This is a genomic window from Vibrio galatheae (genome assembly GCF_000967545.1).
Classification (GTDB): Bacteria; Pseudomonadota; Gammaproteobacteria; order Enterobacterales; family Vibrionaceae; genus Vibrio; species Vibrio galatheae.
In genome coordinates this window covers 23,690-48,668 of sequence record NZ_JXXV01000036.1, presented here as the reverse complement: position 1 = coordinate 48,668, position 24,979 = coordinate 23,690, and the positions used below count along the sequence as shown (strand labels likewise).

At 45.6% G+C, this 24,979-nt stretch carries 25 protein-coding genes and 2 tRNA genes; 19 read left to right on the top strand and 8 right to left on the bottom strand.

The genetic code is table 11. The features are described from left to right. Positions 1 to 143 precede the first annotated feature (143 nt). Both TW81_RS17780 and TW81_RS17775 read right to left on the bottom strand, forming a co-directional pair. Positions 144 to 539: a hypothetical protein gene (locus tag TW81_RS17780; RefSeq protein ID WP_045957086.1), complete on the bottom strand. Its 396-nt coding sequence runs from the start codon at positions 537 to 539 to the stop codon at positions 144 to 146. 263 nt (positions 540 to 802) lie between these two features. Further along, positions 803 to 1,510, bottom strand: coding sequence for a glycerophosphodiester phosphodiesterase family protein (locus TW81_RS17775; RefSeq protein ID WP_045957085.1), 708 nt, complete (start codon positions 1,508 to 1,510; stop codon positions 803 to 805). Positions 1,511 to 1,640: 130 nt separating this feature from the next. On the opposite strand from TW81_RS17775, the gene TW81_RS17770 reads away from it, so the two are divergent. The 9 genes from TW81_RS17770 to TW81_RS17730 all read left to right on the top strand — a co-directional run bounded on the left by TW81_RS17770 (position 1,641) and on the right by TW81_RS17730 (position 9,632). Then, entirely contained in the window at positions 1,641 to 2,513 is an 873-nt protein-coding gene (locus tag TW81_RS17770) for a DMT family transporter (RefSeq protein ID WP_045957084.1), read from the top strand. A gap of 123 nt (positions 2,514 to 2,636) precedes the next feature. Then, a complete protein-coding gene (locus TW81_RS17765) occupies positions 2,637 to 3,599 on the top strand; it encodes a lactate/malate family dehydrogenase (RefSeq protein ID WP_045957083.1) in 963 nt (320 codons plus the stop codon). Positions 3,600 to 3,782: 183 nt separating this feature from the next. Beyond that, positions 3,783 to 4,568, top strand: a complete 786-nt coding sequence (locus TW81_RS17760) for an MBL fold metallo-hydrolase (RefSeq protein ID WP_045957082.1) — start codon at positions 3,783 to 3,785, stop codon at positions 4,566 to 4,568. Positions 4,569 to 4,771: 203 nt separating this feature from the next. Next, positions 4,772 to 5,536, top strand: coding sequence for a DUF3450 domain-containing protein (locus TW81_RS17755; protein ID WP_045957081.1), 765 nt, complete (start codon positions 4,772 to 4,774; stop codon positions 5,534 to 5,536). Beyond that, complete coding sequence (locus TW81_RS17750) at positions 5,536 to 6,891, top strand: MotA/TolQ/ExbB proton channel family protein (protein ID WP_045957080.1); 1,356 nt, start codon at positions 5,536 to 5,538, stop codon at positions 6,889 to 6,891. Before TW81_RS17755 ends, TW81_RS17750 begins: the two co-directional genes overlap by 1 nt. Then, positions 6,891 to 7,448 (top strand): MotA/TolQ/ExbB proton channel family protein, encoded by a 558-nt coding sequence (locus TW81_RS17745; protein WP_045957079.1) that lies wholly within the window; start codon positions 6,891 to 6,893, stop codon positions 7,446 to 7,448. The genes TW81_RS17750 and TW81_RS17745 overlap by 1 nt, the downstream gene beginning before the upstream one ends. After that, a complete protein-coding gene (locus TW81_RS17740; protein ID WP_045957078.1) occupies positions 7,445 to 7,849 on the top strand; it encodes an ExbD/TolR family protein in 405 nt (134 codons plus the stop codon). Before TW81_RS17745 ends, TW81_RS17740 begins: the two co-directional genes overlap by 4 nt. Then, on the top strand, positions 7,849 to 8,466 hold the full coding sequence (locus tag TW81_RS17735) for an energy transducer TonB (RefSeq protein WP_045957077.1): 618 nt from the start codon (positions 7,849 to 7,851) through the stop codon (positions 8,464 to 8,466). Before TW81_RS17740 ends, TW81_RS17735 begins: the two co-directional genes overlap by 1 nt. Further along, positions 8,463 to 9,632 carry a BTAD domain-containing putative transcriptional regulator gene (locus TW81_RS17730; RefSeq protein WP_045957076.1) on the top strand — a complete coding sequence of 390 codons (1,170 nt, stop codon included), beginning with the start codon at positions 8,463 to 8,465 and terminating at the stop codon, positions 9,630 to 9,632. Before TW81_RS17735 ends, TW81_RS17730 begins: the two co-directional genes overlap by 4 nt. Positions 9,633 to 9,702: 70 nt before the next feature. On the opposite strand, the gene TW81_RS17725 is transcribed toward TW81_RS17730, so the two are convergent. Continuing rightward, on the bottom strand, positions 9,703 to 9,927 hold the full coding sequence (locus tag TW81_RS17725; RefSeq protein WP_045957075.1) for a hypothetical protein: 225 nt from the start codon (positions 9,925 to 9,927) through the stop codon (positions 9,703 to 9,705). Between the two features lie 345 nt (positions 9,928 to 10,272). Here TW81_RS17725 and TW81_RS17720 point away from each other — a divergent pair, with 345 nt between their 5' ends. From TW81_RS17720 to TW81_RS17705, 4 genes are all read left to right on the top strand, one after another. Continuing rightward, positions 10,273 to 11,892, top strand: a complete 1,620-nt coding sequence (locus tag TW81_RS17720) for an ATP-binding protein (protein WP_045957074.1) — start codon at positions 10,273 to 10,275, stop codon at positions 11,890 to 11,892. Continuing rightward, the gene (locus TW81_RS17715; RefSeq protein WP_045957073.1) at positions 11,889 to 12,575 is read left to right on the top strand and encodes a response regulator; all 687 of its coding nucleotides are present in this window, start codon (positions 11,889 to 11,891) and stop codon (positions 12,573 to 12,575) included. Before TW81_RS17720 ends, TW81_RS17715 begins: the two co-directional genes overlap by 4 nt. 211 nt (positions 12,576 to 12,786) lie before the next feature. Further along, positions 12,787 to 13,593: a hypothetical protein gene (locus TW81_RS17710; protein WP_045957072.1), complete on the top strand. Its 807-nt coding sequence runs from the start codon at positions 12,787 to 12,789 to the stop codon at positions 13,591 to 13,593. Between the two features lie 72 nt (positions 13,594 to 13,665). Further along, the gene (locus TW81_RS17705) at positions 13,666 to 14,328 is read left to right on the top strand and encodes a DUF2726 domain-containing protein (RefSeq protein ID WP_045957071.1); all 663 of its coding nucleotides are present in this window, start codon (positions 13,666 to 13,668) and stop codon (positions 14,326 to 14,328) included. On the opposite strand, the gene TW81_RS17700 is transcribed toward TW81_RS17705, so the two are convergent. Together TW81_RS17700 and TW81_RS17695 are read right to left on the bottom strand one after the other, a co-directional pair. Beyond that, positions 14,325 to 15,365 carry a GGDEF domain-containing protein gene (locus tag TW81_RS17700; protein WP_045957070.1) on the bottom strand — a complete coding sequence of 347 codons (1,041 nt, stop codon included), beginning with the start codon at positions 15,363 to 15,365 and terminating at the stop codon, positions 14,325 to 14,327. The genes TW81_RS17705 and TW81_RS17700 overlap by 4 nt on opposite strands. Before the next feature lie 270 nt (positions 15,366 to 15,635). Further along, positions 15,636 to 17,183, bottom strand: a complete 1,548-nt coding sequence (locus TW81_RS17695; RefSeq protein WP_204244013.1) for a methyl-accepting chemotaxis protein — start codon at positions 17,181 to 17,183, stop codon at positions 15,636 to 15,638. 444 nt (positions 17,184 to 17,627) lie between these two features. On the opposite strand from TW81_RS17695, the gene nirB reads away from it, so the two are divergent. The 5 genes from nirB (at position 17,628) to TW81_RS17670 (ending at position 23,023) form a co-directional block, all read left to right on the top strand. Next, positions 17,628 to 20,183: a nitrite reductase large subunit NirB gene (gene nirB / locus TW81_RS17690; RefSeq protein ID WP_045957069.1), complete on the top strand. Its 2,556-nt coding sequence runs from the start codon at positions 17,628 to 17,630 to the stop codon at positions 20,181 to 20,183. Between the two features lie 14 nt (positions 20,184 to 20,197). Further along, positions 20,198 to 20,521: a nitrite reductase small subunit NirD gene (nirD, locus tag TW81_RS17685; protein ID WP_045957068.1), complete on the top strand. Its 324-nt coding sequence runs from the start codon at positions 20,198 to 20,200 to the stop codon at positions 20,519 to 20,521. 125 nt (positions 20,522 to 20,646) lie between these two features. Then, positions 20,647 to 21,495: a formate/nitrite transporter family protein gene (locus TW81_RS17680; protein ID WP_045957067.1), complete on the top strand. Its 849-nt coding sequence runs from the start codon at positions 20,647 to 20,649 to the stop codon at positions 21,493 to 21,495. Positions 21,496 to 21,644: 149 nt separating this feature from the next. Next, positions 21,645 to 22,418, top strand: a complete 774-nt coding sequence (gene cobA / locus TW81_RS17675; RefSeq protein ID WP_045957066.1) for a uroporphyrinogen-III C-methyltransferase — start codon at positions 21,645 to 21,647, stop codon at positions 22,416 to 22,418. Between the two features lie 125 nt (positions 22,419 to 22,543). Beyond that, positions 22,544 to 23,023 carry a LabA-like NYN domain-containing protein gene (locus tag TW81_RS17670; RefSeq protein ID WP_045957065.1) on the top strand — a complete coding sequence of 160 codons (480 nt, stop codon included), beginning with the start codon at positions 22,544 to 22,546 and terminating at the stop codon, positions 23,021 to 23,023. An 87-nt stretch (positions 23,024 to 23,110) separates the two neighbouring features. Here the strand turns inward: TW81_RS17670 and TW81_RS17665 are convergent, their stop codons facing one another. The 3 genes from TW81_RS17665 to TW81_RS17655 form a co-directional block, all read right to left on the bottom strand. Continuing rightward, positions 23,111 to 23,311, bottom strand: a complete 201-nt coding sequence (locus TW81_RS17665; RefSeq protein ID WP_045957064.1) for a DUF2986 domain-containing protein — start codon at positions 23,309 to 23,311, stop codon at positions 23,111 to 23,113. Positions 23,312 to 23,518: 207 nt separating this feature from the next. After that, positions 23,519 to 23,595: transfer RNA gene (locus tag TW81_RS17660), tRNA-Val, on the bottom strand. Between the two features lie 36 nt (positions 23,596 to 23,631). Then, positions 23,632 to 23,708 (bottom strand) — tRNA-Val (locus TW81_RS17655). 392 nt (positions 23,709 to 24,100) lie between these two features. On the opposite strand from TW81_RS17655, the gene TW81_RS17650 reads away from it, so the two are divergent. Further along, positions 24,101 to 24,952: a DNA ligase gene (locus TW81_RS17650; RefSeq protein ID WP_045957063.1), complete on the top strand. Its 852-nt coding sequence runs from the start codon at positions 24,101 to 24,103 to the stop codon at positions 24,950 to 24,952. The last annotated feature ends 27 nt before the right edge of the window (positions 24,953 to 24,979 follow it).

Sequence of the window (24,979 nt, the reverse complement as noted above, 5' to 3'; positions counted from 1 at the left end):
TACCAGAACTATTTTAGGTCGCCAGAGAAAAAGCAAACGTTTGCCTTGTTTTTTAAATGATTGGTGAAAAACCCGACTACAGGAAGGCATAATTGAAAAAGCCCCTTATAAAGGGGCAAAAGACAGTGATTTGGTTGAGCTTACTAATGATACTGGTTAACTCTGCCCTCAACGAAAAAAACTTCACACTGGAACTGGTTAGCTAGGTTGCGCAACAAGCTTTGCTCAACCATTGGAATATTGGTAGAGGCGATCACAGCGCTGGCATTACCAGATTTAATGGCTTTCTGAGCAATCTCAAATTCAGATTGTTTTTGTGATGGTTTCATCTGAATGATTTTTTTACAGCTAACGTGATAAGAGGCAAATTGCTCATAGTTAGGACGTGGGCATTCGGCAGTAAACAGGATCCATTGCTTTTGACCAGAAAGGCCAGCTAAGCGACTTAGCGTATCGTTATCAATGTTCATTGGTGATGTTGGTTGAGCAAGAACATTGTATTTTGAGAACGTGTTAGCTTGAGTATGTGCTTGAATCATGGTTACTGTCCTTTTGTACATGCTGTATAGTTATACAGTAGTTTTGTTCGGCTGAGTTGGCAAGCTTTTTGTGCAGGTTTTAATCGGGTTGTTGATCGGGGGATGAAGAGGTTTGTTGTTAACCAATTGAATTATAATGGAATGAAAAGAAAATAAGCTGAGGGTAGCGTCAGAGCGATAATTTAGAAATTGTGATGCTCCGCACGTCATGGCATACAGTGCTAGACCGTATTATCCAGTAGTACTGTATGCCACAGATAAAATTACCACGGTAAGAATCGTTCAGGGTAGTCGCTAAAAATCGCGTCAAGATCGGTGAGATGCGTGAGTGCACTCGGATTATTTACGGTATAGCTCCATACTTGGAAGCCCTCTGCATGTAGGCGCTCTATCAGTTTCCTATTCGCCCAACGATAATGAATATTGCAGCTGTATGCGCCAACCTCTTTTAACAGTGCTTTGGTTTTTTTGTTCAGCCGTTCGCAGAGTACGCCAAGTCGGAAGTTAGGCAGTCGTCGGTGGAGTTGGCGAATAAGCTCATGGTTAAAACTGGAAAGCACGATTTGGTCTGGGGTGATGTTATGAGCTTCTAGTTGATGTTTGAGTAGCTGACACACTGATTGAGGATCATGGCGGTCAATTTTGAGTTCGAGATTGAGCTTGAGGTCATGTGTATTCGACAGTTCGAGCAAATCGCCCAATGTTAGGATAGGTTCGCCAGTAAATTTATCATCAAACCAAGCACCAAAATCATAGCCCTGCAGTTCCTCTAGGTTCATACTGTCGATGCGTCCTTTGCCGTTACTACAGCGATCAATACGGTGGTCATGACAGATGACTAGGTGGCCGTCTTTGGTTGGCTGAACGTCAACTTCCACCCAATTGAGTCCAAGCTCAATCGCCGCTTCTATGCTCGCTCTCGTATTTTCTGGGTAGCGACCAGCAACGCCACGATGCCCAACAATAATCATATTCACTACTTCGCAGGGGAAATGGGTTAGGTTACTCCTAAGTGTAGAATTTGGATAGAGAATTCATAGCCAACGATAGCCAAATCTGCCACTATCAAACGGATACTAACAACTATAATTGAGACGAATATTGAACGCTGAAGGTAAAGCCGCTTGGATTTTAATAATGACGACCGCCTTGGCAGGTTTAGGGTGGATTTTTTCTAAAGAGGCGATACAAGGGCTGCCACCATTCGGCTTTGTTGGCTTGCGTTTTCTTGTCGCTTCGGCCTGTCTAATACCATTATGTTATGGCCGTTTTCGCGATTTGACGACACAACTCACCCTTCAAGCGCTTGGCGGGGGAACTATTCTTGCGCTCGCACTATTGACCTGGGTATACGCTATTTCTATAAGCGAAACCTTAGGGGAGGGGGCGTTTATTGTCAGCCTATCGATGATTATTGTGCCGATCATCGCTTGGCTACTGTACAAAGAGCGGCCTAAAAGAGCCTTTTGGGTGTCGATGCCGATTGCGGTCGCTGGCCTAGCCATGTTGTCACTCAGTGATGGATGGAAAAGCGCTGCTGGTCAATATTGGTTTCTAGCCAATGCGTGTTTACTGGCACTTCATTTCAATGTTAATAGTAAGCTCGCACAAAAGCTGCCCGTGTTACTGCTAACTTGCATTCAATTATTCGTCACTGGTGTTCTAGCTTTATTGGCGTCACTGACCTTTGAGGCCATTCCTGACAGCGTCGAGCCTTCGATATGGGGCTGGTTTGCTTTGAGCGCCTTGTTAGCAACTAGCTTGAGATATGTGATGCAGACTTTGGGGCAAAAGGGTTGTAACCCTGCTAACGCGGCGTTGATCATGCTGCTAGAGCCCATTTGGACTGTTGTGCTAAGTATACTCTGGTATGGAGAGCAACTGTCACGTAATAAGGCGATAGGCTGTAGCCTAATTTTACTCGCTTTAATTTTCTATCGAACGGATGGGCGTCTATTTAAGCGGAGGCACTAAAAATAGTCAAATTGATAGTGGAAATCACTGACATTTAATTCGAGCATAAAATTAAATTAGAACTATTGAGCTAAATGTTAGTACAATCCAAAGTTAAGAGGTAACCATTACAGGGAAAGAAACATGAAAATCGGTGTTATAGGCGCTGGCTCAGTAGGGGTTGGGGTGTGCAATTATCTTCTCACCCTAGGTAGCGTGAGTGAATTGGTATTACTCGATAAAGACTTACAGCGTGCCGAAGGGGAGGTGTTTGACTTTAGACATACTTCAGCACTGACTTTTTCTAAAAATACCCACCTAGTGCCAACCGATGATTATCTCAACCTCATCGGTGCCGATATTGTCGTGATTACTGCGGGTGCACAAATCAAGCAGGGACAAACACGGATTGATCTGGCTGAAATAAACAGCCGCATCGGCGTTGAAATTGCCATGCAAGTGGAGCGCGTTGCGCCTAATGCCACCTTGATCGTCGTTAGCAACCCATGCGATGTGGTGGCGCATTTTATCGCGACCAATACCAACTTCCCGCGTTCTAAAGTGATCAGTAGCGGCTGTGTGATTGACACTGCGCGCTTAATGTCCATTGTCGCCAATCGTGTCAACCTAGATCCCAAAAACGTATTTGGTTACGTGTTAGGAGAGCATGGCAGCCATTGCTTTACACCGAAAAGCCTAATATCGATAGCGGGACAGCCAGCGGATTTCTATTGTGATGCTCACCATATCAACAGAATATGCGCCGATGATTTACTGGAATCGGTCAAGCAAGCAGGTTATGAGATTTTTAAACGTAAGCAAAATACCACTCATGGAATATCGGCCAGTGTGTTTCGCATCATCCAAGCGATCATGATCGATGAACGTTCCGTACTGCCTATTGCGACTTTGCTAAGTGGTGAGTATGGGCTAGATAATGTGGTGATGAGCTTACCAACCGTGGTCGGCAGAAACGGCGCAGAGTCTATCCTTATTCATCCGTTTACCTCAGAAGAGATGACAAACTTGTCAGATATTGCTGCTGAAGTTAATAAAGTGGTTGCCCAAGTCGCAGCCAAAACAGGGCTTAAAATGGCCAAAAGTTAAATGAGATACCAAGCAATAGTGACTGAGGGGGCCCCAATGGTCGCCCTTTTTTGGGTCGTTAACTATGACAAAAGCGCAAAAAAAGTAAGCCATTGGAGTTCACAGATTAGAGTGATTACTCTGTCAATTGCGTGAAACATTGTTAGATTGAGATGTAAACAGTATGTTAATTGAAATTATGCTATGAAAATTCATGTGATTGACGGCTACATCCAAAAAATCTACTTAGCTGAATATTCAGACAAATTGATGTTGCTTGATGGTGCATCTCGGGCCGATGTTTCATCAATCAAACATTTCATTACCCACGAGCTGCAACGCCCGTTTACCGATCTGACGGCAGTTGTTGTGACACATATGCATCCTGATCACGCGGGTGCAGCTCACAAGCTTCGCGATATCACTGGTTGTAAAATCATCTCGGCGAAATGTGATAGGCAATGGTATTCAGGGGTAGACGGGTTTTTAATGCATTTGACAGACATTGCACTGGCACGTTGGGTGGCAAATCGAAAGCGTAAGCCAAAACGTAACTTGTGGTATTCAAGAAAGCTTCGTGCTGATGTAGAGCTTAGTGATGGCGAAAAGATTCCCAATTTCGAGGACTGGCAAGTACTAGAAACTCCAGGCCACACAGACAGAGACTTGTCACTGCACAATGTAGAGCGAGATATCCTTTATGTCGCGGACCTAATGGTTGAAGTTAAACAAAAGCTTATCTCGCCTTTTCCAATCTTTCATCCTAATAAATACAAAGCGTCGCTCAAACGTGTTTATAACCTCAAGCCTAAAGTTTTGCTGGTGGCGCATGGCGGCCAAGTTGAGTTCAATGAACAAGTTTATCAACACATAGTCGATACCGCGCCTAGAACCCCTTCTACACACTGGCGCGCGACCAAAATTAAGTTGAAAAGTCTTGTTGGTGCGGTGTGGCGTTTGGGGTTCAGCCAAAGAAAGTCGTCTAATTGAGAGGCAGCTAGAAAAGGTTAAGTACCTAGATATTCTCAGTAAAACAATTGTCCTGTTGAAATAGGGGAGTAAGGCTTAGCCTTTCTCCTTTTTTTATATAAAGTGTAAGGACAATTGCAATTTTTCTCAATCACGGTACTATGTCGCGATTGAAAATGAGAGTGTTTCTCAGTCGTATATCGCATCATTGAATAATAGACGTTATGAATTTAATTAAAACCAGCTTGGCGATTGTTCTTGCTACGTCAGTAACGGCGGCCCTAGCGAACAACCTCAATTCTGCCCAATCAATCCAAAGCAAAACCAATGCAGCCTCCGCTGCGAGCCAGAAGCGCATCGACGTGAGTGACGAACGCACACAGGGTTTAAAAGCGGAAATTGAGCAGCTTGAACAAGAAGTCAAAAACTTAAAAGTCTATCGCGATCATTTAACCGCCTTGGTGTCGAGCCAAGAGCAAGAGGTTGTGAGCCTCAATAGCCAAATTGATGAGATTAAGTCAACTCGTCAGGGAATCGTTCCTTTGATGTACCAAATGGTCGACGGTCTAAAAGCGATCGTTGCAGAAGATGTACCGATAAAACTGGATCAACGTAACGAGCGTATTAGCAAGCTTGAATCTATGATGACTCGAGCGGATGTGAGTGATGCCGAAAAGTATCGCCGCATACTTGAGGCGTATCAAATTGAACTCGATTACGGCACCAAGCTAGGTGTTTATCAGGGGGAAATATCCATTGACGGTCAAACACGAGAAACAGATGTGTTGTATTTAGGCCGTATCTCAGTGGTCGCACGCAGTTTGAATGGCGCTAAGTTTTGGTCGTGGGATCTGGCTTTAAATCAGTGGCAAGAAGTTGATTCCTCATTAAAATCCGAACTTGATAAAGCGTTTAGTATTGCATTGAAACAAGCCGCTCCGAGCTTAATCACCCTACCTGTTTCTTTGAAAGTCGCGGAGGCACAGTAATGAAACGTTCAATCATTGCCACGCTTATCGCGTTAAGCTCGCTTTCTTTTTGTACCCTAGCGGGTGATCTTGCTGCCCCAGCGAAAGCCGATGCGAAAGCACAAACACAGCACAACATTCAGCGTGAAGCTGGCTTTAGGCAAACCGAAAGTGAATTGGCGGCGTTGAAAGCGCAACTTGCTGATCAAAAGCAAAAATTGCAGAGTGAGAACGATAAACTCGCGGCCCAATTTAGTGCTAACGAAGATCGACTTGCGCGTTTGGAAGAGAACCTGCGACTCGAAACCGGCAGCTTAGGTGAAGTGTTTGGGGTGGTACGCCAGCATGCGAAAGAGCTTCAATCTGAATTTGATCAATCTGTGACAGGAGCTGGTGCTCAACTCAATACTGAAGTCGTTGATGATATCGTTGCAGCCAAAAAGTTGCCTTCTCTCCCTCAATTAACCGGGCTATGGTCTGCACTAGAAGAGCAAATTAACGCGAGTGGGGAAATCCAATCTAGCCAGATCAAATATGTTGATGGCGAAGGGTTGAGTAAAGAAGTGACAGCGCAACGTATTGGTGTGTTTGGACTCGTTAGCGACGCGGGCTACCTTAATTGGAACAACAGCAAACAAGATGCAACAGCTTATGTGAAACAACCGGCCAATGGGCCAACATCTAGTAATTTAGCGCCTTTGCTTAACGGTGAGCGTGTCGTGCTTGTTGTCGACCCTTCGCGTGGTCAAATGCTGGAGCAATTGGCCCTGACACCGAGCTTAATGGATAGGCTTCATGCCGGTGGTGCTGTGGGTAAAGTTATTCTTGGTTTGCTTATGATAGGCATTGTGATCGCCTTAGTACGTGGTGTGAGTTTATCCATGGCACGGCAAAAAATCCGTCGCCAGCTAAAAACACCACAAACCCCAAGCGACAATCCTTTAGGCCGCGTTTTGGCTGTCTACAGCAAAGAGAAAAATCTCACCTTAGAAGCGTTAGAGCTACGTTTGCTCGAAGCTGTGGTTGACGAACAAGCTGGTCTTGAAAGAGGGTTGTCAATGCTCAAGCTTCTTGCTGCCTTGGCGCCAATGCTTGGCCTTTTGGGTACCGTCACCGGGATGATCGAAACATTTCAAGTGATCACGCAATTTGGTAATGGCGACCCTAAAGTCATGGCGGGTGGCATTTCAATGGCGTTAGTGACCACCGTACTGGGTTTGATTGCTGCTATGCCGCTTCTGCTGGCACACAATATCCTCCGCTCACAGGCTGAAACTATCCGCAATATTCTAGAAAAGCAGGGGATTGCCCTAGTGGCAAATCAAGCTGAACAAGAGAGTAACAAGCTTTCCAGCAGTTTGGAGAATGCCGCGTAATGGACGCGATATTCGCTTTAATGCCTCAAGCTGTGATGGCTAGCGACTGGATGACGAGCTTGCAAGGCTTTATGCAGCAAGGTGGTCAGGTACTTTGGTGGCTATTCGCTGTTGTGCTAATGGGGTGGTTACTGATTGTGGAGCGCATTCTTTTTCTTTGTTTTCAGTTTCCAAAACATAGCCAGCAGTGGATTGGTTACTGGAAGGATCGTAGTGACCAGCATTCATGGTACGCGAGAGCAATTCGTGACGGCTGGCTTTGTGAAGCGCAATCACAGTTAAATCACAACCTCAATGTGATTAAAGTGCTGGTGACAATCTGTCCAATGCTTGGCTTATTAGGCACGGTGACAGGTATGATTTCGGTATTTGATGTGATGGCGAATCAAGGCAGTAGCGACCCTAAATTAATGGCATCGGGTATCTCTTTAGCGACGTTACCCACAATGGCGGGAATGGTCGCTGCACTGACTGGCCTGTTTTTTCACGCTCGCCTAGTGAAAGTATGCAAAATGAAACAACTCAAACTTGAACAATCTTTAAGGAGTCAGCGATGAGACTCGGTCTACGTCATCACAAACAAGAGGAAGCTCAGGTCGATCTGACTTCTATGCTTGATATTGTATTTATTATGTTGATCTTCTTCATTGTGACGAGCTCGTTTGTACGTGAATCAGGGGTCGAAGTGAATCGACCAACCGCGGCGAATGTCGTTAGTCAAAAAGACGCGGGAATCTTTGTGGCGATAACGTCTGCAAATGACATCTATATCGACAAAAGAGTGGTTGATGTAGAGCGGGTGGAAGCCACGCTTGAGCATCTTTTACTCGATAAACCAGACGCCTCGCTGGTGATTCAGGCTGACGAACATGCCTACAGTGGTACCGTCGTGAAAGTTATGGATGCAGCAAAAGGCGCTGGGGTGAAGAATATTGCTCTCGCCGCGGAGAAAATCTAGTGCTTCGATTGCTCATTGCTATGCCTATTGCATTGGCTTGTGTTGTGGCTATTTTCAGTTTAATGGCGTGGATGGTTGATGGACGCCATCACCGAGCGACAGAGCCAACTAGCGCGCTTAGCTTTAATATGGTAATGGTAGAAAACGAACAAGATATTCAGCGCCGCCAGCGTACGCTTCCAGAGCAACCCCAAGCACCGCAAGTGCCAGAGCAAATGCCGACGTCTCAAACTCAAACACAGTTGGCCCAGATCTCGCCGGTCGCTCAGCCTGCCTTAGGACTCGATACCGCAATTGAAGGGTTGGCGATCAATGCGCCAAGTTTTGGTGATTTTGGCGTTAACCAACAAGCGATGCCGCTGTACCGTGTTGAACCTCGTTACCCAGCAAAAGCGCTTAAACGTGGGGCTGAAGGATATGTTGTGATGACATTTACGATTGATCCAACAGGAAAGCCAGTCGATATTACAGTAGTGGACGCGAACCCTAAGCGAATGTTTGAACGTGACGCGGTCGCTGCACTGAAAAAATGGAAATATCAACCTAAAGTGGTCGACGGCAGCGCCATTGCTCAATTAAGCCAGCAGGTACGATTGGAGTTTAAGATAGCAAAATGATTAAGCGAATAGTCTTGGCTTGTATGCTGCTTGTTTCTAGTCATTCGATAGCGCAGGAGCTTAGCCAGTTAACCGCAGCTAGAGTGCAAAAGGCTCACCAATTGGCGCAAGATGAGAAGCTCAAACAAGCGATCACAATGCTCAACGAGATTGAAACATCGCGTGAGTATGATCGAGCATATATCGCTCGTATGCTCGGTGTTTTTTATTGGCAAGCGGGGCAAGCGAAATCAGCGATTAGCCATCTAGAACAGGCGGTAAGCAGTGGTTTACTGCAAGATGAACAAGCTTGGATAACGCAACGAATGCTGGCAGACCTTTATCTCAGCGAACAAAGGTTTGGTGATGCGCTCAAGCACTATTATCTGCTGTTAAATTCACCACCTAAAGCGCAAAAGGTAGACGATGTTTGGCTTAGAATTGCTCAGGCACACTATCAACTTGAACAGTGGGCAGATGTGATTCCAGCGGCTAAAGCGTATCTAAGAGCTGACCAACAAGATCCAATACAACCGCTATCATTGATGCTTGGTGCTCAGCTTCAACTTGAAAAGTGGGCGCAAGCCATTCCGACGTTGGAACAATTGATTACTTTACAGCCGCAGAAGGTCACTTGGTGGAAACAACTGATTAGCCTGCAAATGCGACTTGGTAAAGAAGGAGATGCGTTGGACACGCTTGCGTTGGCCAAGCTGAACCAACTCGAATTGAGTCAAAGTGATAAGCGGATGCTCGCTCAACTCTATGCTAAACGTGGGGTTCCTGAGCGTGCCGCGATTGAAATCAGCCAGTTAGACAATGCGTTGAGTGATGTCGATCTTATCGTCGAACAGGCAACTTATTGGCAAATGGCCAAAGAGTGGGACAAAGCGATCGCGATTTGGCAACGTGCAGCGACAATCGATGACAAGTACTATTGGAATGTCGCTCAGTTGATGGTTCAGCAAGGGGACTATCTACCAGCATTGGACGTATTGAACAAAGTAAAAGGGCGAGCTGCTGAGGTTGCACTGGCAAAGACCCGTGCGCTCTACAAGCTAGACAGATTAGAAAAGGCGCTTATTGAAGCTAAGCGAGCAAATAACGTTGCCCCCTCTATGCAGGCAGAAAGCTGGATTAAATATCTCACGCAATTGCGGCAAGCTTCTGCTAGTTCAAACAGTTAAACGAATAGAGGGAAGCTAATTTGCTTCCCTCTTTGTTACGTGAGAACTTAATGTTCACCTTAGATCCTAGCTACTTAAGGTTTGAGCATACATATTCTGCTCGCCACAATAGCCGTTTTGTCCCTTCCATATTGGTCAATAGATCTCGACCGGACATCTGGGGGAATGCATGCATCACAGTTACATCCTCACCCTGTTCTGACTTTTGGTAAGCCCTCACGTGCGTAAAAGTACTTGATAGGTTATTTGACAACATGCCTTTAGACAAACAAATACCGAATACGTCACGTTCCATCGTCTTTCCCTCTGACAAGTTAGCCACCAAATGTTATTGAGTTGTTATTGGTTTTGGTTGCTATTTAAGCCTGCATAAACTTTTTTGTTTACCACATAATTATACGAGGTTCGTGACTGGTGCGTATAAAAAATAATCTAAAATTGGCGTGATCATAGTCCCTAATTATGGCGCTTTTATTTACAAAATTTGCAATGAGAACGAAAAGCTAACGATTGTAGAATAACTGGTCTCTGGCTAATAACCGCAAGCAATAAATAACTTTTGTAAACATCACAATTTGATCGACGGATAATCGTGGTGATGTTAAACGAATGTTATTCTGCGGTGAGCATAGGAGTAGATATGAAATGGAGCAGTATCAGCTTTCGGAAAAGAATGCTGATTATCATGACACTATCGGGGCTGATTGAGTTGTTGATTCTCGTTGCGGCGGGCTTTCTCTACATCAAGCATGACCAAGAACAGGAAATGGGGTTCAAAGCGCTCGGAGTGGCTTCGTTTTTGGCTAAATCTCCTTATGTTATCGATACCGTGGAAAATGGCGTGACAGAAGAGAGCCAACAGCGTTATCAGCAACTGACTCGTTTGATCGGTGCAGCCTTCATTGTGATTGGTGACCGCAACGGAATACGCCTTGTTCATCCGCTGGAAGAACGAATCGGCAAACCGATGAAAGGTGGAGACAACGAGCGGGCATTGCAAGGAGGAGAATCCTACGTCTCGATTGCAAAAGGCTCGTTGGGCTACTCGGTACGCGGTAAATCGGCGATATTTAATCAGCAAGGCGAGATCATCGGTGTGGTTTCGGTTGGCTATCTGATTGACCGATTGCAAGATAGAATCGAACCTTTTGTTATTTTCCTTGTTCTGATGGCATTTGTGGTGGTGGGTGCGAACGCTATTGTTTCTAGCTACGCGTCAAGGCGGTTCCAAAAAGCCATTTTGGGCTTTGAACCAGAAGAGATTGGTCGCCTATACGTCGAACTTGACGTCACACTGGAAACGCTCAAAGAGGGTATTCTTACTATCGACGATCAAGGTAAGCTCCGCTCGATCAATAAAAGTGCCTGCCAAATTCTTAATCTCAATAAAGAACAAAGTCTTCATCGTCCGTTGAGTGAAATTTTACCTGACAGCGATTTACATACAGTGATACAAACAGCACGTACTGATAACGACATTAATTTATACCTAAATAATCAAAGATTAATTGCCAACAGAAGTCCGATTATAGTCGATGGTAAAGTTGTCGGGGCTGTATCTAGTTTTCGTCGCCGAGATGATTTAACCGAGCTAACCGAGCAACTTGCAAAAACCAAAGAGTACGCAGATATGTTGCGCTCACAGACCCATGAACATCGTAATAAACTCAATACGATCAGTGGTATGGTGCAGATGGGTGAGCTCGAAGCAGTGCAGCATCTCATCGGCCAAGAGACAGCGCACTACCAGGCATTAATCGAATTCCTGCGCGAGACGATTAAAGAGCCGTTAATCGCCGGAATGCTACTGGGCAAAACGGAGCGCGCGCGCGAGTTGGGATTGAAATTGGTAGTTGAAGAGGGGTCAAGACTTGAACCGCTTCCACAACGTATTAACCCAGAAGATTTGGTCACCATGCTCGGGAATTTAATTGATAATGCCTTTGATGCAGCGCGCGACGCAATCACGCAAGACCCAATACTGCCGTCAGACAGGCGAGTGGTGGAGGTATCAATCAGCGACTACGGCAATGAAGTCATACTCGAAGTGATTGACCAAGGTTGCGGGCTACCTGAAAACATCGAGAAAGAGGCGTTAGTCGAGAGAGGTGTATCAAGCAAAGATGCTGCAACCCGTGGTGTGGGGCTATTCTTAACCCATCAACTTGCAGCGCGCTACCATGGTCAGTTGGAAATGGTTAACAACAAACAATTTGGAGCAAGAGTGACTGTTTACATACCGAAGGAAGAACATTTATGACCTCGATGACGCGAGTAATGATCATCGAAGATGATCTCGGCATCGCTCAATTGCATCAGCGTTACTTAGAGCAAATGGAAGGCTACCAGGTTATTGGTATCGCCACCTCTAAACTCGAAGCGAATCTGCAGTTGGAACTATTGCATCCCGATCTTTTGTTGCTGGATGTCTATCTACCTGACGGCACAGGGTTGGAAATTCTCCAACAGTTACGTACCAAAAATCTTAGTTGCGACGTGATTTTGATCACTGCCGCCAGAGACGTTGACACCCTTCAGCAAGCTATGCGCGGCGGTGTGGTTGATTACTTACTTAAACCTGTGGTTTTCCCGCGCTTGGAAGCCGCGCTTAAAAAATACGTATTGCAAAAGCATCAGCTCAACCACGCTAACGATCTTGATCAATCCATTGTTGATAAAATGCTCCAAAGCAGTACAACTAATGAGCCACATAAAAATCGTTTGCCGAAGGGTATTGATGGGGTGACTCTAGATAAAATAAAGTCGTTGTTTGAGGCGAATGCACATTTGACCGCCGATGAAGCCGGGGAACAAATTGGCGCAAGTCGCACGACAGCGAGGCGCTACTTAGAATACCTAATCAGCACGGGTGAGCTCGAAGCGGACTTGAATTATGGATCTGTCGGTCGGCCAGAAAGAACATATCGACGATCACCCAACTAGACGAAACTGCCATCGCCCTCTACATTTGTTATAAGCAAATGAAAAATGTAACGGAAATACTTAACCGCTATGGATAAGTCTTGTTCGAGTTATCTTTGCTTTTTACGTCATTTACCAGTTAAACAGTCAGCTCGCTGAGAGGGTGGCTTAAGTAGTGCACACCTGTGCTATGTGGTTATTGAATTGAGGCCGAATATCTAAAGGAGCGCCAATGAAACTCTGGACTCTACTATTGCTTGTGGTGGCGAGCCAATCATTGGCGAAAGAGTCAATTACGCTAGTATTAGCATCCCAGCTAGATAACGGTCATCGTTTTTATCATGAGCTGTTATACGAGGCTCTGACCAAGCAGGGTTACGCCGTGGAAATCGTTGTTCCGAGTGAGCATATCCCCCAAAAGCGAGTGATCAGGATGGTAGAGAATAACCAATTGAGCCTCACTTGGTTACTTGCAACACCAGAAAGAGACGCAAAGTATTCCGTGGTTAATGTGCCGTTAACCAACGGTTTGATTGGGCAGAGAGTGATGTTGATACCTCCTGAGTTGCAACCCCAACTCAATGAAGTGCATACACTCCAAGACTTACAAGATACCCATCTCGTTGCTGGGTTAGGCTTACTTTGGTTTGATGTTGAAGTTTGGCAGGAAAACGGCTTAAACATCTACGTTGAAGACGGAGAGTGGCGTTCGCTTTACCACAAACTAACGATTGATGGCGAAGTTAATTATTTCCCACGCGGAATGAACGAGGTGCTGTCTGAAGCAAAACAAAACCCCCACCTTGCGATTGAGGAGAGGCTACTACTGGTTTACGACTGCGACTTCAAATTCTACTTGTCGCCAGAGATGGCTAAGTATCGAGACATCTTAGAAACGGCATTGCGGAAAGCGAAGAGTAACGGCATGCTCGATAAATTGGTGAAAAAGTACTGGGGGGAATCATGGCAACGTATCGACCCAGAACATAGAGTGGTGATAAAACTCGACTTACCAAATCACACATCTCAAAATCGTTAACCTCTTATTGCCCTGCGCGTATAATGTCGAATAATCAAATCATTGAACTTGTTAAAGTAAGTTGTTACGCCAATGGAAAGTGTTTTTATCGTTGTTGCCATATTGGTGATATTTTTCGTCGTGATCCAAAAGCGCTATCTCAAGCAAGATGAGCTAAAAGACAGCGCTTATAAAAAGAAAGGGCCGGTTCTCAATGCTCAAGAGACCGCTTTTTACAATGCCTTAATTTCTGCGGTGGGGCAGCATGGTGTTGTGATGTGCAAGGTCAACTTGTCCAACGTCATTTTGCCGCTTGCTACCGATAAAAAACAGTGGTTTGTTGCTAACAACCGCATCGCTAAAAGTTATTACGATTTTGTTGTGTGCGATCCACGAACGATGGAGGTTCGAGTCGCGATTGAGCTAGACAATGGTAAAGAACTCGACAAGGGTAAGGTAGATAGACAGAAGCTGTTGATTCATGTCAGCAAATCGGCTGGTATTCCACTGATTGGCGCGAATATTAAATACAGTTATCAGGTTGGAAGATTACGCCGCTTACTCGCTGCTCATATCGATTTAATTGAACCAGATAAAGAGGTGAGATTTTGTAAACGTTGCGGTAGCCCGATGGTGATTAAGGTTGCCAGTCAGGGTGAGCACAAAGGGCGTCGTTTCTTCACGTGTAGTCGTCAGCCACATTGTACGTACACTGAAAACTACAATGTCGTCTTTGAAGAAGATGAACAGAGTTAGCTATAACTCAGGCTATTTGATGTATGGTTGCACACCATAACTTGGTTGCGACCATTCTGTTTGGCTCGATAAAGCTCTTTATCTGCTTCTTTCAAGACACTCTCTAAATCGGCGTAATGATCGCATTGGTACACGCCAATACTCGCTGTTAACGCAATAGGCTCACTTGAGTCGTTAAACGCAAAGCCTTCTATGGTATTGCGTATCTGCTCTGCTTTCTGTTTCGATTCATTGACTGCCGTGTTGTGCAGCGCAATGCAAAACTCTTCTCCGCCAATGCGATAAACTAAATGCTCATCACTAAGTTCATCAATTAAGGCCGCGGTTTGAACTAAGACTTTATCTCCTACGTCATGACCGTACTGATCGTTAACCGCCTTAAAAAAATCGAGATCAAGTATTAACAGCGATAAAGGTAGCTTGACGCTCTCATTACGATAGCGGGAAAAATTATGAACTAACGCATGGCGATTGTAGACACCAGTCAAAGCGTCCCTTGAGGCGAGTTGGCCCAATGATGATTCGCTGACGCGTCTTTTCACTTCAAGCACATGGGAGGTGAGCCAAATCGCCACAAACGCTAAAGTAAAATTAATCACAAGTTGGTAACTCCCTTCAACCTCGCCTGAGAAAAGCTTGCTGGAAATTAAGTACACCAAGGTAACGAACCCGACACTAGTCGCGATCACGCCTGAACGACGACCTAAGATCAAGTAGGAGAGAACAGGAAATAGACATGCCCAAATAAACACGCCGTAATGGATAGGGTAAGAGTAGGTGGCAAAGCCAATCACCCCAATCAAGCCTATAACGTAAGCGGTACTAAAAACTTTGGAGATAGATTGCTTGTATGTGTAGTAAGCAATATACGCAGAGAACAGTCCAAAAGCGGTTTCGATAAAATGATGGGTAGTATATTGCTGCGTGACAAGGTAGTAGCTGGATATCGACAGCGAGACGACAGCCAGTAACAAACTTAGCCAGAATAATACTGCTCGGCGCAACTGCTGAGAAGGATTAAAAATGTCTAGCTCCATCCTTGTCGCCTATATTAGTAAGAGTAAATATGCCAAAGCTTGAATATGAGACTCATCATAGGCTTTTCGTGGATGGAATCAAGGTAAAAACTGAATCAAGATCACGCTATTAAGACTGCAGAGCGGTAATTGTACATGCGTTTTATGAGATGTGTGTGTTGGATCATGGGTTGCGCAAATAACCGCCTCGACCTTGAATACGATAATGTGAGGTTAGCTTACTCCAAATAATCCCTATTTTTTCGGAGAAGCTAACCAGTTGGTGTGAGGCTAGCTGGTTTGAAACTGTTTCATTAGTCGCTGTAATCCTTCTAGCTTGTCAACGAGAGCGCTGGTCCGCTGAATGGAGGTTTGTGAGGTTAATAGCGTATCGTCCGATAAGGTTTTGATGTTCACGATATTACGATTAATTTCTTTGGTTACCGTCGCTTGCTCTTCAACCGCGGCTGCAATTTGAAGACTGCTATCTGTTACTTCGGTTAGTGTAGAGGAAATAGTGTCTAGAACTTGCCCCGTGCCATCAGCGCGCGTTTTGCATTGTTGTGACAGTACCATGCCTTTTTCCATCGCATTGACGGCACTGCCTGCGGTGGTTTGTAGATGGCTGATCATCTCATGGATTTCATTTGCAGATGATCCTGTCTTTGATGCTAAGTTGCGCACTTCATCAGCGACAACCGCAAAACCACGTCCTGCTTCACCGGCACGAGCGGCTTCAATAGCCGCGTTGAGTGCGAGCAAGTTTGTTTGTTCAGAGATAGTGGTGATGACTTCTAAGATACTATCGATTTTTTGGCTATCGTGAGAAAGCCGGGTGATGATCTCCTGCGCTTGAGCCAATTCCTCAGAGAGCGTATTAACTTCGGCGATGGTAGCGCGAATGCTCTCCAGTCCATATTTCGACTCTTGGTCAGCCTCTTCAGCAAGTGCTGACGCCGCAGAGGCCGCATTGGCGACTTCAGTAATTGATTGAGTTAGCTCTTCAACGGCTGCAGAGACTTGCTCGGTCTCTTGGCATTGTTGATCTAGACTGTGACCAATTGATTGAATAGTGCCAAATTCATCTTCTGCAGAAATCAGAATTTGCCCCGCAGTCTCCGTCGCTCTGGCGGTCACCGCGCGTAACTCGGCTTTTTTCATCATCAATGCCAGTTCAATTTGCGAATAGTCGTCAAATTTGTTGGTGTACGGCTTTTCCATCAGCGGGTTAGCATAGGCATCATGGGCTAACTCAGCGACCTTGCGAAAACGCTTGCTCTGGTAAATGGTATTTGCGGTCACCGTAAGTCCAAGCAGGGTGCTAAGTAGTGTGGTCAGGCTAGGGTTGATAAATGCTGATGCGAGTGAGCTGGCGGTAAACAAGGCGGCAAATATAATCGAAAGGGTATGCAGGGGTAAGCGTAACTTTTTCGGGATCTTGCCAGAAGAAAGTTTTGCATAGAGAGTCTCTGCACGTGTGACTTGTTCGCGTGTGGGTTTTGAACGTACTGACTGATATTCAATAGTATTGCCCTCTGCATCTTTGATCGGTGTGACAAATGCAGACACCCAGTAGTGTTGGTTGTCTTTGCACTGATTCTTGACCAGTCCCATCCAACTTTTCCCCTGCTGGAGATAAGACCACAATTGGCCAAACGCGAGTTTAGGCATGTCCTGATGGCGCACTATATTGTGTGGGTTGCCGATTAATTCGTGAGTGTCATAGCCCGCAATATTACAGAAATCGTCGTTTGCGTGTGTGATATGGCTAGAAGCGTCGGTAGTAGATATGAGATTTGCTGAAGCGCAGTAATCCTTGTTTACTGTCGAGTTCGTCATGATTAGTCCCAGTTGTCGGCAAGATTGCATCTAAATAATTGGCGTTGTTGTCATTCTTGTGTGTCTTTAACTGACGCTCGCTATGCTAACCTCGGCGACTTCAATTCATAAATGATGTGAATCAATTTCGCACGCTTAGGCATTTAAACCACAACACTTAATGAATTTCGTCTAGTTATTGAGAATTAATTTCTTGTTTTCATTTTTGGTGTGATTTTAGTTGGTGCTCGCTTGCGTGTTTTACTGTGTTCACACTATTCACTCGTACAACGGATAAAGAATGTTCATTACCAAATATGTCTAACAATTACATATTTTGTGACTTAAGTTAATCGACTACCCCTTTAGGGTAGTTTAAAACTGTAATTGATTTACATCATGTATTAATTTTCTTACACAAATAACAATTGGCTCAGATAAAGAACCTAACCCTTAGGAAGTATTATGAGCAAGTTGAAGCTGGTTGTTATTGGTAACGGTATGGTAGGACACCGTTACATCGAAGACCTAGTTGAGAAGGCCGATTCCTCTCAATATGAAATTACGGTTTTCTGTGAAGAACCACGTGTCGCTTATGACCGAGTTCACCTTTCTTCTTACTTTTCTCACCACACTGCAGACGAGTTATCGCTTGTTAAAGCAGGCTTCTATGACAAGCATGATATCAATATGTTGATCGGTGAACGCGCCATTAACGTAAACCGCGAAAAGCGCATCGTACACTCAAGCACTGGCCGTGAAATTCAATACGATAAGCTGATTATGGCGACTGGCTCATTCCCATTTGTTCCACCAATTAAGGGCCGTGAGAGTAAAGATTGCTTTGTTTACCGTACTATCGAAGATCTCAAAGCGATTGAAGCGTGCGCGAAGAAAAGCAAAATCGGTGTAGTGATTGGTGGTGGCTTACTTGGCCTAGAAGCCGCGGGCGCTCTGAAAGCACTTGGTGTGGAAACCCACGTGGTTGAGTTTGCGCCAAAACTGATGGCTGAGCAGCTTGATCAAGCCGGTGGTAACCAACTGCGCAAAAAAATCGAGAGCATGGGTGTAACGGTTCACACCAGCAAAAACACGCTCGAAATTGCTTCTGAGGGTAAAGATGCTCGTAATGTAATGCGCTTTGCTGATGGTTCTGAGCTGGAAACAGATTTTATCGTCTTCTCGGCGGGCATTCGCCCTCAAGACAAACTCGCGCGTGAGATGAAGCTAGATATTGCTCCGCGCGGTGGTATCGCAGTTAATGACTTTTGCCAGACTTCGGATGACAACATCTACGCGATCGGTGAATGTGCTTCTTGGAATGAAACCTTCTACGGCTTGGTTGCTCCTGGCTACAAGATGGCAACGGTTGCAGTTGACCATCTCGTTGGCAACGACAGTAAGTTTGAAGGCGCGGACATGTCGGCTAAGCTGAAGTTGTTAGGCGTGAAGGTGGGTTCAATTGGTGATGCCAATGGTCGTACACCGGGTTGTAAGAGCTACGTTTACCACAACGAAGAGCAAGAAGTATATAAACGCCTAATCGTGTCTGAAGACAATAAAAAGCTAATTGGCGCGGTGATGGTTGGTGATACTTCTGACTACGGTGATTTACTTCAGTTGATGTTGAATGAAATCGACCTACCGGAGCACCCAGACGCGCTAATTTTGCCAGCACATGCGGGCGGTGAAAAACCAATGCTGGGAGCCGATTCACTGCCAGATTCCGCCGTTATCTGTTCATGCTTTGATGTGACAAAAGGCAAGATTGCCCAAGCGGTTGCCGAAGGTCATCACACAATTGGTGATATCAAAGCGGTAACTGGCGCTGGAACGGGTTGTGGCGGTTGTATTCCTCTCGTGACCTCAGTGCTCAATGCAGAGCTTGCCAAAGCGGGCGTTGAAGTCAAAGCGGATGTGTGTGAGCACTTTGCTTACTCGCGTCAGGAGTTGTTCCATCTGGTTCGCATCGGCGAAATCAAGTCATTTGAAGAGCTACTAGAGAAGCACGGTACTGGCTATGGCTGTGAAGTGTGTAAACCACTAGCAGGTTCTATCTTGGCGTCTTGCTGGGGTGACCACATCCTAAAACCATCTTTAGTGAAGCTGCACGACACCAACGATAACTTCCTTGGCAACATGCAAAAAGACGGTACTTACTCGGTGATCCCTCGTATGGCGGGCGGTGAGGTGACGCCTCAAGCACTATCTGCTCTGGCAGACGTCGCGGCAGAGTACAACTTGTACACCAAGATCACCGGCGCACAACGTATTGGTCTATTTGGCGCGCAGAAAGATGACCTACCAGCCATCTGGCAGAAGCTGATCGAAGCGGGTTACGAAACAGGTCAAGCGTACGCAAAAGCGCTGCGTATGGCGAAGACCTGTGTTGGTTCAACCTGGTGTCGTTACGGCGTGCAAGACTCAGTTGGTCTTGGCGTGATGATCGAGAACCGCTACAAAGGCATTCGTACCCCGCACAAGATGAAGTTCGGTGTTTCGGGTTGTACCCGTGAGTGTGCCGAAGCGCAAGGTAAAGACTTAGGCATTATCGCGACTGATGCAGGTTGGAACATGTACGTATGTGGTAACGGCGGGATGAAGCCGCGTCATGCAACACTGCTGGCTGGCGACCTAGACCAAGAGACACTGATCAAGTACATCGACCGCTTTATGATGTTCTACATCCGCACGGCTGCTCCGCTGCAACGTACTTCGGTATGGTTCGAGAACCTAGAAGGTGGTATCGACTATCTACGTGAAGTTATCATTGAAGACAAACTTGGTATTAACCAACAGCTTGAAGCTGACGTCGCTAAGCTTGTTGCCGAGTACCGCTGTGAGTGGACTGACACGATCAATGACGCAACTCAGCTTAAACGCTTTTCCCACTTCATCAACTCAGATGAACGTGATGACAACGTGGTATTCGTTTCCGAGCGTGCACAGCACCGCCCAGCGACATTTACTGAGAAACACCCAGAAGTGAAGGGCGATATCCTTCATGTTGAACTTGTTTAAGTAGGGACAACATCATGGCATTTACAAAAGTTTGTAGCATTGACGACATAATCCCTGGTACGGGTGTGGTTGCACTGCTTAACGGTCAACAAGTGGCGATCTTCCGCCCGCGTGCGACAGAAGAAGTGTTTGCAATTAACAACATGGATCCGTTTTTCCAGTCAAACGTATTATCACGCGGTTTAATTGTTGAGCACGACGACCAGCTTTGGGTAGCTAGCCCGCTGAAGAAGCAACGTTTTAACCTGGCTACTGGTGCCTGCATGGAAGACGCAACCAAGAGCGTGAAATCGTACCAAGCACGAGTAAGCAAAGGTAAAGTCGAGGTCGCAGCTTAAATGAGTTGTCACGAGATTGAATAGCTTCAAGGTTTGCTGTTTTTCGTTGTGAGGACAGAGCAACAGCGAGCCTTTCACTATTTGATTTCAACTTTTAACTTTCACTTTTGGATAAGGACACATTCATGTCTACTGATTTTAAACCTGCAGAATTTGTGCAAACCATGATCAATATCGGTGAAGCAAAAACCAACACAAGTACGCGCGATTTGATTCTTCGCGGCACTATGGCGGGTGTTATTCTTTCGCTAGCGGTTGTGGTAGCTATTACCGCAATTACTCAAACGGGAATTGGACTTGTTGGTGCGCTGGTGTTCCCAGTGGGCTTCGTTATTCTCTCAGTCATGGGCTATGACTTGGTCACTGGTGTATTTGGCCTTGCGCCGTTAGCAAAGTTTGATGGTCGCCCGGGTATCACTTGGGGCCGTATCTTGCGCTGCTGGGGCTTAGTTGGGCTTGGCAACTTGATTGGTTCATTGTTGGTGGCTTACCTAGTCGCAGTTTCATTAACTGGTAACTTCACGCTTGAACTCAATGGCGTAGCGAAAACGTTCATTGGCGCTTCTACCGCTCGTAGTGCAGGCTTTGAAGCAATGGGCATGGACGGTTGGATCACCTGTTTCGTGCGCGGTATCTTCTGTAACCTAATGGTGTGTCTCGGTGTTATCGGCAATATGACGGCACGCACTGTCGCTGGCCGTGTGATGATGATGTGGTTCCCAATCTTTATCTTCTTCGCGCTGGTGTTTGAGCACACTGTGGTTAACATGTTCCTATTCCCATTAGGCATGCTGCTAGGCGCGGATTTCGGTATCGCGACTTGGCTGAACTTCAACCTGATCCCAACCATCCTAGGTAACATTGTTGGTGGTCTAGTGATGACCTGTATTCCACTTTACCTAACGCACGCAAAAACAGCGCCTTCTATCAATGCTGAACAAGAAGTCAAAGCGCAACCTGCTGTAGCTAAATAATCGAGTGTGGCCTCACCTTTGATTCGGTGGGGCCTTTCTTAATCTTCGCATCTATACATTCTTTTCTTGGTTTAGCGATAAAAAGTAATACTCCTTGCTTATCTTTTGAGTGTTACTCTTTACCTCTAAATTTTTCGATAGGCATTGATATGACTACTCACCACGAATCTTTGAACAGCGGCTTTGTTTCACTTGTTGGTGCCGGGCCGGGCGATCCTGATCTGCTTACAGTCAAAGGGTTAAAAGCGATTCAAGCCGCGCAAGTGGTGGTATATGACCGATTGGTGTCTAAAGAGATCTTAGCGCTGGCCGATTCGAGTGCCGAAATGATCTACGTGGGTAAGAGGCTCGATTTTCACTGCGTACCGCAAGATCAAATCAACCAGATCTTGGTACAAAAAGCCCAAGAGGGTAAACGTGTTGTTCGCTTGAAAGGCGGGGATTCGTTTATCTTTGGTCGTGGTGGGGAAGAGCTCGAAGAGCTGGCGCAATTTGGTATTAAATTCGATGTGGTTCCAGGCATCACTGCGGCGGCGGGTGCAACGGCTTATGCCGGTATTCCATTAACGCACCGCGATCACGCGCAAAGCGTTCAGTTCATTACTGGTCATGTACAAAAAGATGGACGTGAAATCGAGTGGCATTCATTGGCACAATCAAACAACACGCTGGTGTTCTATATGGGCCTAAAGCAAAGCGGCTATATTACTCAAAAGCTGCTAGAAACAGGGCTGGATGCAACCATCTCTTGTGCCATCATCGAAAATGGGACTCGGCCTGAACAACGTGTGTTTACTGGTTTACTGAAAGATTTACCAACGATGGCGGAGCAGGCTGTCAGCCCAGCTTTGATTGTCGTTGGTAACGTAACCACATTGCATGACAAGCTGAAATGGTTTCAGCCACCAAATTCTGACAGTTAAAGCTCGCCTTTCAATAGATACTTTGAGGCCTGAATTTACCCTGATGGTGAATTCGGGCCTTTGCTTTACTGTAATTCGATTACTGTTCTGATAAAGTTTCGCCATCGAAATTAAGGTAATCAATTATGGAAAAAGTCGCTATCTTTGTTGATGTACAAAACATCTATTACACCACTAGAGACAAATATCGAACCAATTTCGATTATAACCAGTTTTGGTACGTCGCCACTGAGGGGCAAGAAGTTGTTGAAGCGAACGCGTATGCCATTGCCTCAAATGATCCTAAACAACGTCAGTTTCATCACATACTAAGAGGAATAGGTTTTAACGTTAAACTTAAACCCTATATTCAAAGACAAGATGGTAGTGCAAAAGGGGACTGGGATGTTGGTATTACGCTTGATGTGTTTGAAGCAGCGGCCAAAGTCGATCGTGTCATATTACTCTCCGGCGATGGAGATTTTGAGCTGCTGGTGGAACGAATTCAACAACGCTTTGCTACTAAAGTAGATGTGTATGGCGTGCCGGGTTTAACGGCTCAAGCACTAATCGATGTATGTGATAGATATATTCCAATCGATCAAAACTTACTTATCAAGCGCTAACTAATACGGTTTCTTTAGTGGTCAACACCGTCATTAAAAGCGCCAATCAGTACTGATCTGGCGCTTTTCGCAACTTATGTCTTTATATTACTCTTGTGCCGAACTCTCGGTAGGCTCAACTGCACACTCTTCAGTTGTTTCACTTGCTTGTTGGCTTTGCTCTTCCGCGTCCATTTTTGCGCGTTCAGCCTTAGAGATATAGCGCGGCTTATTGCTCTTATGCAGCTTGGCATTTTGCTTTTTCTGTTTAGCTTTTAAGATGCTATTTATTTTTTTCTTACGGTTCATGATGTCACTCACTAACAGTCGGGGGGCGCATCCTAGCAAATATTCTTCTTGCTTGCACTCTAAGCTTATGTGGTGGATTTGCCGCTAAATGGGCAACGGTATACCTGTAGCGGATGAGGAGTAGATTAATCCGTTTAGGTCAATGAGATGGATTCACATAGTTCAACAAACAAAAAGCCCGCATAAAGCGGGCTTTTTGTTTAAATTTGGTGGGTCCGGGCGAACTCGAATCGCCGACCCCTACCATGTCAAGGTAGTACTCTAACCAACTGAGCTACGGACCCAAATTTTTGTTCTTCGCATTACGATGCAGTAAGGAGTGGTGGGTCCGGGCGAACTCGAATCGCCGACCCCTACCATGTCAAGGTAGTACTCTAACCAACTGAGCTACGGACCCATTCCTTAAGAACGAGATGGATGTTACCGAGAGTTCCGTAATCGTGCAAGTGCATTTTATTCGTTTTTGATTCGTTTGCTTTATAACTAATCGAATTGTTGTTGTTTTACGCGTTGTTTGACGAAAAATGTGCATCAAATCACGAACATAGTTCACTGAAATCTTGATTGTAGCGCGATCCTGCTCTGTTAGTCGTGAGGCAGCGTTGAATTGGATGAGTGGCTAGCTAATTTCTGATGACAACGCATCAATGACATTCCCTATTTTGGTGTAATCGAGAAATCCGTCAGTTGAGAACCAATTAGAGGTGAGTCGAGCGTTGTTGAGTGAATCGTTGACCTATGGACCAGCTGTAGCACTCTGTTATTCCTCTATTCAGTATGGACACGGGTATGAAGATCAGGTTAACGCTGGTTGCTATCGGCGTATTATCAACGTTTGCCACATCGGCACAAGCAACAGAAAAAATAGCAGATTCCCTGCCAGTCACTTTAGCGACAGTGTATGACGCTAGTATCGATGTTACGGACTATTGGCAAAGTGAAAAGCTTGATGGGATAAGGGCAATCTGGAATGGGAAAGCGTTAACAACCAGAAATGGAAAAGTGATTTCTGCGCCGCCATGGTTTACTCGTCAGCTTCCAGACTATCCGCTTGAAGGTGAACTTTGGGCTGGCAGAGGAAATTTTCACCTCGTCCAGCAAACCGTTCTAGACAAAGAGCCCAATCACGTGGCTTGGCGCCAAATAAAATTTATGTTGTTTGATGTTCCTCATTCCGCCGGTGATTACCCAAAACGCTACTTCAATTTAGTTCACCTAGTCGACAACCTTGGCTTGGAGCATATTCAATACATTGAACACACTCCAATAGAAAGTGAACAAGCCTTATTCTCATATTTAGATAGCGTGGCAGATACCATGGGAGAGGGGATCATGCTGCGAAAAATCACCAGTCGATATCAAGCTGGAAGAAGCAGTGACCTCTTGAAGCTTAAAAAACATCAAGATGCCGAAGCGTTAGTGGTGGGCTATAAAGTTGGCAACGGCAGACTGAAAGGGAAAATGGGTGCCTTGCTTGTCCAGATGGCGGATGGAAGGCAGTTTTACATTGGTAGTGGGTTTAGTGATGCACAGCGGGTGAATCCGCCTCAAGTGGGGGCTAAGATTACCTTCCGTTATAATGGACTGACTCATAACGGCATTCCCAAGTTTGCGCGCTATATCAGAGAACGGATAGATTAGATGGATTAAAGGCCCGAGTGGGCCTTT

Coding starts and splice junctions, on each gene's coding strand:
- TW81_RS17780 (WP_045957086.1), bottom strand. CDS start 539: ATGATTCAAGCACATACTCAAGCTAACACGTTCTCAAAATACAATGTT.
- TW81_RS17775 (WP_045957085.1), bottom strand. CDS start 1,510: ATGATTATTGTTGGGCATCGTGGCGTTGCTGGTCGCTACCCAGAAAAT.
- TW81_RS17765 (WP_045957083.1), top strand. CDS start 2,637: ATGAAAATCGGTGTTATAGGCGCTGGCTCAGTAGGGGTTGGGGTGTGC.
- TW81_RS17760 (WP_045957082.1), top strand. CDS start 3,783: ATGAAAATTCATGTGATTGACGGCTACATCCAAAAAATCTACTTAGCT.
- TW81_RS17755 (WP_045957081.1), top strand. CDS start 4,772: ATGAATTTAATTAAAACCAGCTTGGCGATTGTTCTTGCTACGTCAGTA.
- TW81_RS17750 (WP_045957080.1), top strand. CDS start 5,536: ATGAAACGTTCAATCATTGCCACGCTTATCGCGTTAAGCTCGCTTTCT.
- TW81_RS17745 (WP_045957079.1), top strand. CDS start 6,891: ATGGACGCGATATTCGCTTTAATGCCTCAAGCTGTGATGGCTAGCGAC.
- TW81_RS17740 (WP_045957078.1), top strand. CDS start 7,445: ATGAGACTCGGTCTACGTCATCACAAACAAGAGGAAGCTCAGGTCGAT.
- TW81_RS17730 (WP_045957076.1), top strand. CDS start 8,463: ATGATTAAGCGAATAGTCTTGGCTTGTATGCTGCTTGTTTCTAGTCAT.
- TW81_RS17725 (WP_045957075.1), bottom strand. CDS start 9,927: ATGGAACGTGACGTATTCGGTATTTGTTTGTCTAAAGGCATGTTGTCA.
- TW81_RS17720 (WP_045957074.1), top strand. CDS start 10,273: ATGAAATGGAGCAGTATCAGCTTTCGGAAAAGAATGCTGATTATCATG.
- TW81_RS17715 (WP_045957073.1), top strand. CDS start 11,889: ATGACCTCGATGACGCGAGTAATGATCATCGAAGATGATCTCGGCATC.
- TW81_RS17710 (WP_045957072.1), top strand. CDS start 12,787: ATGAAACTCTGGACTCTACTATTGCTTGTGGTGGCGAGCCAATCATTG.
- TW81_RS17705 (WP_045957071.1), top strand. CDS start 13,666: ATGGAAAGTGTTTTTATCGTTGTTGCCATATTGGTGATATTTTTCGTC.
- TW81_RS17700 (WP_045957070.1), bottom strand. CDS start 15,365: ATGGAGCTAGACATTTTTAATCCTTCTCAGCAGTTGCGCCGAGCAGTA.
- TW81_RS17695 (WP_204244013.1), bottom strand. CDS start 17,183: ATGACGAACTCGACAGTAAACAAGGATTACTGCGCTTCAGCAAATCTC.
- nirB (WP_045957069.1), top strand. CDS start 17,628: ATGAGCAAGTTGAAGCTGGTTGTTATTGGTAACGGTATGGTAGGACAC.
- nirD (WP_045957068.1), top strand. CDS start 20,198: ATGGCATTTACAAAAGTTTGTAGCATTGACGACATAATCCCTGGTACG.
- TW81_RS17680 (WP_045957067.1), top strand. CDS start 20,647: ATGTCTACTGATTTTAAACCTGCAGAATTTGTGCAAACCATGATCAAT.
- cobA (WP_045957066.1), top strand. CDS start 21,645: ATGACTACTCACCACGAATCTTTGAACAGCGGCTTTGTTTCACTTGTT.
- TW81_RS17670 (WP_045957065.1), top strand. CDS start 22,544: ATGGAAAAAGTCGCTATCTTTGTTGATGTACAAAACATCTATTACACC.
- TW81_RS17665 (WP_045957064.1), bottom strand. CDS start 23,311: ATGAACCGTAAGAAAAAAATAAATAGCATCTTAAAAGCTAAACAGAAA.
- TW81_RS17650 (WP_045957063.1), top strand. CDS start 24,101: ATGAAGATCAGGTTAACGCTGGTTGCTATCGGCGTATTATCAACGTTT.